3 protein-coding genes are annotated in these 10,779 nt (G+C 65.2%); all 3 read right to left on the minus strand.

The annotated features are described in order from the left end of the window. Positions 1 to 60: 60 nt before the first annotated feature. A complete protein-coding gene (locus tag ACIPN7_RS08070; RefSeq protein WP_400539846.1) occupies positions 61 to 558 on the minus strand; it encodes a hypothetical protein in 498 nt (165 codons plus the stop codon). Positions 559 to 987: 429 nt separating this feature from the next. Further along, the gene (locus tag ACIPN7_RS08075) at positions 988 to 7,443 is read right to left on the minus strand and encodes an RHS repeat domain-containing protein (RefSeq protein ID WP_400539848.1); all 6,456 of its coding nucleotides are present in this window, start codon (positions 7,441 to 7,443) and stop codon (positions 988 to 990) included. Between the two features lie 68 nt (positions 7,444 to 7,511). Continuing rightward, a complete protein-coding gene (locus ACIPN7_RS08080; RefSeq protein ID WP_400539850.1) occupies positions 7,512 to 10,670 on the minus strand; it encodes a LamG-like jellyroll fold domain-containing protein in 3,159 nt (1,052 codons plus the stop codon). Between the last annotated feature and the right edge of the window lie 109 nt (positions 10,671 to 10,779).

Consider the following 10,779-nt stretch of genomic DNA (forward strand, 5'->3'; position numbering starts at 1 on the left):
CCAAATCGGACGAAACCGTCAGGCCGGGCTACCCACCATGTGAATGATCGAGGCTAGAACCTACGCGGGTGGTGATTTCGCACGCCTTTCAGCATGACGCCTGGCTCGCCAGACGATCAGAACCGCCAATATCGCAAGCACGAATAGACCGAATGCTGCAAGGAGTCCAACCAGGAGCTGCGCTTCTTCGCCAATGGCATCGCGAATCGAGATATCGTCGAGGCCGTCCGGCCTTGGTCCGAAATGCCTCTCAATTTCGCGGTACTCGAGTCGATAACTCTGCCCATTATAGTCCATGACGAGCGTATCAAACGGCAGCGGTAACTCATCCCAAACGACACGTGCCGCCGCTTGGGTAGCGTCTTCATTAGCCATGCCACCACCAACAAGCACAACCGTAACGACATCTTCAGACACCTTACCGCCCTCAAGGCGTCCGACATGCACGCCCGCGTCGTCGAACCCTACGTCGATGAGAGCGCTCCGAACCTCCTCCAGCTCTGCGCGCAGCTCCCCACTGGCCGCGCACCCCGATACCAGACCGGTGAGCAGTACCATCCAGAGTGCGAGTACTCGCACTGAACTCGAATAGCCATGGCCCAACATGACGGAACGCCTCCGCTGCAAGATTTGCCATGACCTCCGGCCATGTGGATGAACTCTACTTAGGAAGATTTCACACATACGCTCTACGTCGACATAGGGCAGATCGAACTACGATACGACCGGCCCGAAGTACATCATCAGACAACCCATTAATAGAAAACCTATCGCCACCTTCAGAGTGGTCCGATTTTCACTCAGCGTGCCAAACGCCGACTCCATGGGCTGGCGAAAGAAGCGAGGGATCGGCTTCTTCCCCTTCAGTTCCGACCAGCGGTCAATCCTTCTATTGAATAGAATACCAAGTATCCCACCAACGATTAACACTGAAGCAGCGACGAAAATCACAGGGTGCATGAATTACACCTCCCTAATCAGATCCCATTAGCGTTCAACCCACGTATATCCCGTCGTAAAGTGGGCGCCAAATCGCATGCCTCGCCCTGGGGCTATGCCGGCCGAATTTACGCTGAATCCCGGATCATTAGTGAACTCGCCGGATACGCTCACCCCAGGACCAAACGACGCCGATCCTGAAATCCCGGAAGACCAGCCCGGGGTTACGCCGGTAGTTCCTCCAAGACCCACGCTCCAACCATAGTCGACTCCGACACCGGTTCCAACATACACATACCTCCCGTGGTCGACATCGATGCCCGCCGAAACGTCGATACAAACGCCGGCACATACTCCGCCCGTCAGCTCCAGCGACTTGACGCTTTGCCCCGCCAGGCTACCCATTGCGAAACCAGCGCCAGGCCCTGAACCGCTCATGCCAGAATTCCACGCCTCCAAGGCGCGCGCCGCGGCCGCCGCCCGCTCCACTTCAGCCTTGCGTTCCAATGCCATGGCAGCGTTCGCTTTGGCCAATTGCATCTTGGCGAAGTTCATGTCGGCAATCGCACGTTGCCTGGTGTCCACCGGACGGGCGATCACTGGGGGCCGCCACCACCCAAATGTGTATCGGCCCCAGGAGGACCTTAGACGCGACGCCGTGTCCCAAATCGTCGCCTTCTGCTGAGGCTTCTTCTTGGTCGCGTTGGTGACGTTTCCACTGGTGTTGTATGTGCAGTTGTGGGTGGTTCCGCACTCCTCGTAGCGCTTGCCCGTAGGGTCGGTCCAGGTGGTTGGGTTGTTGTTCGAGTAGGAGTAGGGCGCCCACTGCTGCGGGTCCGCCAGGTCCATCACCGGATCCACGCTAATGAACTTACCCAGCAAGGGGTCGTACATACGCGCACCAATAGCCGTTAGGCCCGTGGTGTCGGTTGACTTGTCAAGGAACCCGTGGTCGCCGGTCCAACTGGCGGCCTGGGCCCCGCGGGGGGCGCCGAACACGTCGGTGTACCGGTGCGTGCGGCTGCTGGTGCTGTTGGGGATCTGGACCTCGCCCGTGCCGTGCCGGTCGGAGAAGATGCTGGAGACGGTGGCGTAGTCCAGCCCCGTGCGTACCGCCACGGCCTGGCCGGCGAAGGTGTAGTACCGCAGCCCGACCACGGCCCCGGTGGAGTGGTTGACCGTCAGCTCCGTGGTGCCGAGGTAGAGCGTGGTCTTGCCGTCCTGGGTTCGCAGGAGTCGGTCACCGTCGGCGGTGTACACGTACTTGTCTCCCGCGGCGGTTTCGGCGTCGGACACGGTGCCATCGCCGCTGGTGTCCTCTGCGGCGGTGGCCAGCTCGCCTTCCGGATCCCACACCAGCTTCTGGTCCGGGCTGCCGACGACTTCCCGGCCGGTCATGTTGCCGGCGTTGTCGTAGGAGAACTGCGCTGTGCCGGCCTGCCGACCCGTAGCAGTCACCTGGGACACGGCGTGCGGCCGCACAACGGGTGTACCGGCCGGCGCGGTGGGGTAGGTGTAGGCGCTGGTACGTGCCGCCGTGCCATCCGGCAACGAGTGCTCCACCTTCCCCTTCCGGTTCCCCACGGCGTCATAGGTGTAGTCCTGCCAGTAGGGTGCCGCTCCGCCGAGCCCTGCCACGGTCGGCGCGGTCGAGCAGCCTGCGGTGTCCGGGGTCCACGCGGTCGTGAGCCGCCGTAGCCCGTCGTAGGTGTAGCACTGCCGGTCCTTGGCCGGTCCGCCGAGATTCGCTGCCGGGGTGTCGAACGCGCTGGTCAGGTTCCCGGCGTCATCCCACGTGAACGCCGCATGCCGCACATCGTGTGCGGTGCCGTCGGCCTGCTCGGCCACCACGGCTGACCCGATCAGACGCCTCGTGCCGAACTGGTAGTCCCGGTTCTCCACGTTCGCGTACGTGTTCCCCAGCGACATCCGCACCATCTCGCCCGTGGGTGCGTAGTCGGCTGAACGCACGTACAGGCCGCGCACGCCGGCGTCCAGCCCGGAGGCCTGGTTGGCGGCGTCATATGCGATGTTGACCGTCTCCGCGGGCAACCCCCCGCCAGCCGGCAAGGTCGTCAGGTCAGGTCGGCCGTCCGCGGTGTATGTGTATGACGTCGTGTACGTTCCGGCGACGCCTGTGAGGTCCTGGCCTCCCACCGTTGACGGGATCGTGACTGTCGTGCCGGTCGGCTGCCCATGAATCTCGTACCCGTTCACGGTCGTGGTGATATCTATGCCGGCCTGTACGCGTGTGGAAGACGCGAGCTGCCCCTTTGCGACGGTACCGTTCGCGAGCTTGTCGTAGGCCCACTTGGCCCGCACGGTGCCGCTGGTGCCGCCGGCAAGGAGTGCAGTCTTCCGGTTCAGCTTGTCGTAGGTGTATCCGAGGATCTGCCCGCGCCCGTCCGTGGTTGTGGTCACGTTCCCGAGAACGTCGTACGTGGTCGCGGTCACGCCCTTGTCCGGGTCGGAAGCCTCGACCTGGCGCCCGCGCAGGTCGTACTTGTACGACCAGGCGTTACCCGCCGTGTCGGTCGCACCAAGGAGCCGGTCGGCCCCGTCGTACGTGTACTTCGTGGCCTGGAACGAAGTCGAGGGATCGGCCCCGAGGTGCTGACGCAGCTCCGCCGTTCGACCACGTCCGTCGGTGATCGTGGTGGTCGGTGTCCCGCCCGTGGGTGGGTCGACCTTGACCCGGTCGCCCAGGTGCTGCGTGGTCGTGGTCCACCGCGGGATGTAGGTCCCGTTGTCGGTGGACTCGGCGTCCTCGTCCACCTGGAACAGCTCCGAGGTCACCCGACCCGCACCGTCGTAGGACGTCAGGGTTCGGCCGGGAACGGCCGAGGACGTGGACAGCACGGTCGTGGAGGGCGCACCAGTGGTGTGCCACTCATGGTTGTTCACCACGACGAGCCCGCGGGTGTCGTAGACGGTGTCGGTGATCACCCGGCCGGTGGTCAGGTCCGAGGCGCTGGTGGCCTGGCTCTGTCGTTCACGGAGAAGACCGTCGTACAGTGCGTTCGAGGTGATGTACCCGCTGCCGTCGTACTTCAGTGTGCTGGTGGTCACCGCGTTCACGCCGGTGGACCGCACCGTGTAGGCATAGGTCCGTGTCGCGGTGTTGGTGCCCTGCACCCGGCCCGGCTCCCACACGCTGGTGAGCCGGCCCAGAGCGTCGTACGCACCCGAGGTGATTCGACCGTCCGGGGCGGTGACCTTGGTCGGGGTGCCCCAAGCGGGGTCGATGACCGTGCTCGTCTCGTGTGCCGTCAACAACACCCCGGTGCCGTCCGGGTCGGGAGTGGTCACCTTGGTGCCCGTGGTCAGGTTCTGCACGGTGGAGTACTCGGTGGTGGTGACGTTGTTCGCGGCATCGGTGGACGTCTCAGGGCGCCCGAACGCGTCGTATGTGGTGCGCTCCACGTCCACGTAGTCGGACGGACTCCCCGCAGCGTCGTACGCGCGGACCTCTTGCGTCAGGGTGACCAACCCCGCCGTCGGCGCGGTGGCCATGGTGCCGCCGTCGTAAGCGTACTTCTGGTCAGACACCACATGGTCAACGACCTCGTCGGGCGGGAGAGCCGCGACGGCCGAGCACAGGACGTCCTTCGTCTCGACCCGCCGCACGGTATCCAGGATGTGTTCCGTGAGATTGCGGGTGTAGGTCGTGGTGGTGCAGGTGTTGTCCGACGGGTCGTCCGTGTCACCGTAGTCGCTGACCGTTGTAGGCACGCCGTACTCGGGATCGTTGGTCGTCACCACCCGGGTGACCAGGTCTCCACCCGCGCGCTCCGGTGCGGTGGTGGTGGTCTCGACCTCAGCGGTACCGGTGTGGAACGCCTTGTCCCCGTCCACGTCTTCCGCCGTCGAGACCGAACGCCAGGGCAGGGTCTTGGTAGAGGACACCACCGCAGCGTCGTTGTAGACGGCTTCCTCGCGCACCTGACCAGCCCACTGGTCCAGGTCGTCGAACCCGTCGACCGTGGCATCCTTCGCGCCACCGGTGGCATTCAACCGGTCGCCGTCCATGCCCTGGAAGTACCGGTACCTTGTCCGGGTCCGGACGATGTCCGGGTTGCGCACGGTGTCACCCGTGTACACGCTGACGATTCCGTACCCACGCCATGTGGACCAGGTCCGATGCTTCTTCAGCGTCAGTTCGTCGTCGGTGTACCGCCAGGCGGCATTGGCGTAGTTGTAGGAGGTGACCTTCGGGTCCGAGGCGCCGTCCCTCGGGTCCTCCGACACCTTGGTCACCACATACTTGTGAAACCACTCCATGACCGGAGCCGCGGCGCCCTCCGGCGTCCACCACACCGGCATACACCGGCGCGTGTTCGTCTCCGGCGTCGGGAACGTCCCTCCCGCGGTGCAGTCGGCACCCGTGTAGGTCACCGTGATCATCGCCCCGGACTCCGTGCGGATCTCACCGATCCGCATCCGGTTCATCGCCGTCTTCCCGGCCGTCGGGGTCGCGATCCGGTTGGGCTTCTGCACCGACCCGAACTGCGTCGCCGGCAGCGGGACGTCCGTCCCTCCGCCGACACCCTTGTGCGTCACCTCCCCCAGCCACAGGGCATCCATCCCGTCACCGGCGTCGGGGAACGACTGAGACAGCGCCCATTCGTCCACCGGCCGGTACGTGCCGTCCGCTTGCAGGATCTTCGTGTCGACCGTGATCAGCCGCTTGCGGGTGAAGAACGACGGTGCGGTGCGTCCCTCGCATTTCTCGGCCGTGATCGAGCACAGGCGGTCCTGCGGTACGTCCGGCCAGTTCGTGCGGGTGTCTGCGTTCAACGTCGTGCAGTCGAACGTGCTTGTCGGGATGCAACGCTCGGCGTAGGTAAAGTTCACCACCACAGGCGCATTCGCAGTCAGATTCCCCGCCCGGTTGCCGTATGCGATCTTGTCCAGGAACCCCGACCGCATGTACGCGTCACCGATGCTGTTGTTGTTGCGGCCGTACGCATTCTGCTCGTGGGTCCAGTAGTAAGTCATCGTGTTGCCCGAGGTGTCGGCCACGTGGTCCAGGTTCCATCGCCACGTCTGGTCGCAGGACGACCCCGAGAACGTCGTGTCGTGGCACGGCTCGCCCGCGTGGTTCCCGAACACCGGCACGGTCCACGACGACTCCAGCTCCGCGGTGTCGGTCGAACTGCGCTTGTCCCGCCCGAACCAGTACTGCGTCCCGTCGTTCGTGGTGACCTTCCAGTACTCCTTGTCGTCGTCGGTGTTCCACCCGCCGTTAAGGTGCTCGACCTTCGTGTTGTCGTCCGACTCCAGACGCCACTGGCCGCTGGTCTTGTCCTTGATCAGGTCGGTGGCCTTGCCACCCAGCACGAGGGTCGCGTTGTCGCTCTTCCAGCACAGATCGCCCGTGTCGTGGGTCGCGTTGTTCGGTGCGCTGCCGCCCACGTTGGCCTGGTCGTCGATGCATGGCACGAACTTGCGCTCGACATACCCACCTGCGTCCAGCTCCCAGCCCTCACCGACGGTCGACGTCTGCGCGTTCGTCGACGCGACCCGCCCGTCCACGCTGCCCGAGTCATAGGCCAGGGAGATCTCAGGTGTCAGACCACCAGCCGTACCCGGCATGCGGAACGGGTAGGACCAGGTGAACGAGCCCGAGGACCCCGATGTCTCCCAGGCGGCCTCCCCCGACAGCGAGGTCGCGCCCCAGTCGCCCTCCGAACCGCTGTTGCCCGCCGCGACCGCGAGCACGGTCGCCTCTTCCGTAGTGGCCGCACGTTCTGCGGCGTCAGGTGACAGCAGAGCCTGCTCAGCCGTCAGATCGACAACACCGCCAAGCTGCGCGTTGGTCGGGTCGTTCGCCTGGCCCTCCAACGGCACCTGGGTCTGGCAGTCTGCGACCTCCGGCGTCGACACAGCACAGGCCGGCAGCTCCACGAGCCGAAGCCGCGAACCGAACTCTGTGTTTCCGCCCGTCAGGCCCTCGTAGTCCACGCCAAGGTTGACCGCACCGGAGGTTGCTGTGCCGGGCTCCGCGGCCTGCTCCACGGTGAACAGTGCTGCCACACCCACAGCGGTTGCAGCTGGCTGCTCGAGAGTCCGAACCTGCAGCACGCCGGTCGCGGCGTCGTCCGTCGAAACCGACTCGAGCTGGACCGGAAGCCCACCCACGTCCGCAAGAGCGGGGTCGCCGCCCTGCGTCGGGATCTCCATCGTCGCCTCGCCCGCAGTGACAGGGATGGGAGGACTGTCGATGCGCGGTCCCGGAACGTCCACCTCGAGAGCATCGGGTCCCTGCCCCTGGCCGGCTCCTTCATCGGCCGGCAACGGGTCGGACAGCTCGACATCTCCGGCGAACTCGCGGTCGTGCTCGGCAGCCTCCTCGGGGCTCCATGCCTGCCGTTCCTCGACGCTCGGACCAGGCAGCTCCGCGGCCGGCGCCGTCACCGGCATCAGGAGTACAAGCGCAAGCGCTGCCGCGACAGCCTCGGCGGCACGGGCCTGACGGCGCGCGCGAGTTGCGTCTCGGTTCATGGTCTCCCCTGGAAGGTCCGCACGGTCAGTGGTCGATCGGGTGGCACGGCGGTCGGTTCTGTCGTGGTTCACGAGACCGGTGCACCCGTGCAGATCGCGTTCATGGCATCGGTGTCGCTGAACAAGGGCTCTCGATAGACCCGCACATCATCGACGTACCCACGGAACGGGTACTCGACAGCACCCGCACGCATGCCGGAACCGAGCCGGAGAGGTCCTGTCGCGGTCCATGAGAACGGACTGAGCGCAGTGGACACGATGGGCTCGGGGGTGTCCAACGGAGCGTTCGGGTCACACACCCTGATGCTCAGCTTGTCCGTCGTCGCGTCGTACTGAGCTGCGACGTTGACCCAGGTGTTCGGCTCCACGTTGGTGTCCGACCGGACGGCGATGTGCCCCGCATCGGTGGTGTCAGCGTCCTTCACCCAGAACGCCCAGCACGGCTCACCATCCGGACAGCTCCCGTCCGTCGAATAACCCAGATGGAAAGACCCCCGGTTCTCGCCCTCCTGGGACACCGCAGCGCCCGCGCTGACGACCGCCCCGGGAGCGGGGACCTTCATGAACGCGGAGATCGTGTACGACTTGTCGATCGCCACCGCCGGCCCCTGCGACCGCACGACATCAGTGTCCTGGTCGAAGACCAGCGCATGGTCGTTGACGTCACCAGGATCGTTGCGTAGCTCACGCATCGCGCCCAGCGCCGGTGTCCCGTTTGCGTTCTGCCACAGACCGGTCGAGCTCAACGTCAGGTCGCCAGCAGTCTCGCCGGTTGTGACGTCATTCTGGGATGTCAGGCCGGTGGCCTCGTCCAGGTGCCACAGCCCGTCCCGCGCCGGGTAGCCCACCCAGAACTCGTACCTCTGTGGCTCTGGTGACCAGAGCCCAGCAGAATCCTTGGCCCAGACGTCCACAGCGTTCGGCCCCGGTGCGCCTGGGGCGAATGTCACCTGTGCAGACCCGTCCGCGGTGGCTGCCGGTGAACCCGACTTCTCACCGTCATTGAACGAATACTTGTATGCGGTCACGTCGCTCGACCCGTCCGGGCGGAAGGTGAAGGTACTGCCCTGGTTGATCCCGCCAAAGACTCCTGCCGGGTACTCCTTATAGAGGTTCGAGCTGACGATCGGCGGATTCGGCGCCGTCGTGTCGGGACGGATCATGCATGCGTCGTCGGACCAGCCGGTCACCTGCCCGGTCGAGTCGCGCGCCTGCGCCCGCCACCTGTAGATGCGCTGCGACGAGAGGACTTTGCCCACCTGTACCCGATGAGTGGATCCGCCCGCGGCAGTACTCGTCCACCCCGACTCCCACCGCACGTCGTTGGTCGCGTTGTCCACCACGATGAACTTCATGGAAACCGTCTGGTTCCACGGGTCCGCGCCGTCCGGGTCGCTGCCCTGCGCCTGCAAGTACGGCTTCTGGGTCCGGATCGGTGTCGCATCCGACGCCACGGTGACGCATGCAAGCTCGTCATCTGTCGCCGAGGCCTTGGTCCTCATCGACGCCTTGGACGGCGTGAACGGCGGCCGGTTGAACGTCACCACGAGCATCGCCCGATGCTCCACACCATCCAACGTTGTGGCCGTGTACCGCTTCCACGCAGCCTCGTCGGTCTCGTCCAGCGCCCGCAGACCAAGGGTGAGGTAGTCGTAGTCGCCCGCTGCCGCATCCTTGGCGGCGCTCGTCGCGGTCCAGTAGATCCGCCGCGGCTTCTGCGAAGCGTCCGGGCATGCTGCTCGGTGCGTCGTGGTCTGGCGAGAGAGGAACACTGACCAGATGCCCCGGGTGTCCCAGCTGGTCGAGGACGAAATGACGTTGATCCCGTTCTTGTAAAGATCGATCGACCGGTTCACGCAGTCGTAGGCATGACTCCCGAAAGCGCTGAACTTCGCGCTCGACACGTCGGCTGCATCAACGTTGTCCGGCAGCCCCGACATAGAGAACTCGAACATCAGCCGGTGAACACTCGTCCGGTCACAGACCGGCCAGCTGATCGAGGTCGGGCACCGGCCCACACCCTCGTCGTCGGTGAACTTGTAGGAAGACGAGCTCGACGGCCAGCCACTCTTGATCGCCGTCCACTCATGGAGCGAGCCCTTGATCTGCGGATCGACGTAGAACGGACCAGTGGCGCCCGGTGCCGTGAACATCGACTCATCCGCAGTCACTGTCGCCGAGTCACCGTCTGCGGCGATCGCCACGTCCATCGGCGCGACCAGGTCGCCATCGACCGGAGCCAGCAGCCGGTCGTCGGCGTCTTCCGTGGCTCCCGCGGTATCCACGGAAGCGGACCGTGCGGTGGGAGCATCAACGGGTGCGCCTGCCGAGGAGTCCCATTGGAGGCTGCGCGCGCCGGACCATACCGTCACACCCACATCTCCGTCGGCGGACTCAACTGTCGGATCGACGACGTTGAAGACACCATCGGTGACGAGGTTGCCGTCGCCGGCGTCGATCGTGTCCGCGGGCTGGATCGCCATATCCCCGAAGGCCTCGACCCCGAAGCCGATCTCCCCGGTCTGAGACGCATCGGTCACCGCGTTCGCGTCCTCGACGGAGTCCAGCTTGAGGATCGGAAGCAGGCCCGTTCCGTCGTCCTCGACCGTGACCACGACAGAGGCCCCATCGATCGGCGTCCCATCGGTGCTCAAGACGGGGAAGAGGACTCGTGAAGCGACGACCGGATCAACGACCGGCTGGCCAAGTCCGAACGGAACTGTCAGGCCCAGGCGACGGTCGCCCACGGGCTGTGCGGTGTTCTCGCCCACAAGGTTGTCCCAGCCGACATCCCCGGCCGTACCCGACGGGTCCGACAGGCTTGCGAACGGCTCGCCCGGGGTCGCAGCGTGGAGGTCGATGTCGTACACGCCGGATGCGACCGTCAGCCCGCCGTCCGGGTCCGCGACGATCGCGCTCGAGATGGGCTCCCACTGCCCGTGGACCTTGGTGCGTGTTGCCTTGGTGCTGGACTCCCATCGGATCTGCCCGTTCGGCTGGACGATGTAGGTGTCCCAGGGTGTCCGCGCGGCGGCGACCTCGACGTCGTGCCCACAGTGGCTCGCGACCTGGACCGGGTCAACGCCATCCTCGGTAAGCACGTCCACGCACTCGACCGGCCCATCCACAGGCAAGACCTGATCCGCACGGGCCACCTCGCCCACACTGAGAGTTGCTAGCAACGTTGTCGAGACGACGATCGCCGTACCCACCTTCGTACGGGCCACGCCTCGACCCACTCCACCAGCACTCACAGTCCCAACCCCTCGCAAAGGAACGTTCACGCAATCCAGAGAGGATCAGACCAGATCGTGCATAGTTCGCACTAGTAGCAAA

Origin of the sequence: Promicromonospora sp. NPDC090134 (assembly GCF_044746965.1) — a bacterium.
Taxonomy (GTDB): domain Bacteria; phylum Actinomycetota; class Actinomycetes; order Actinomycetales; family Cellulomonadaceae; genus Promicromonospora.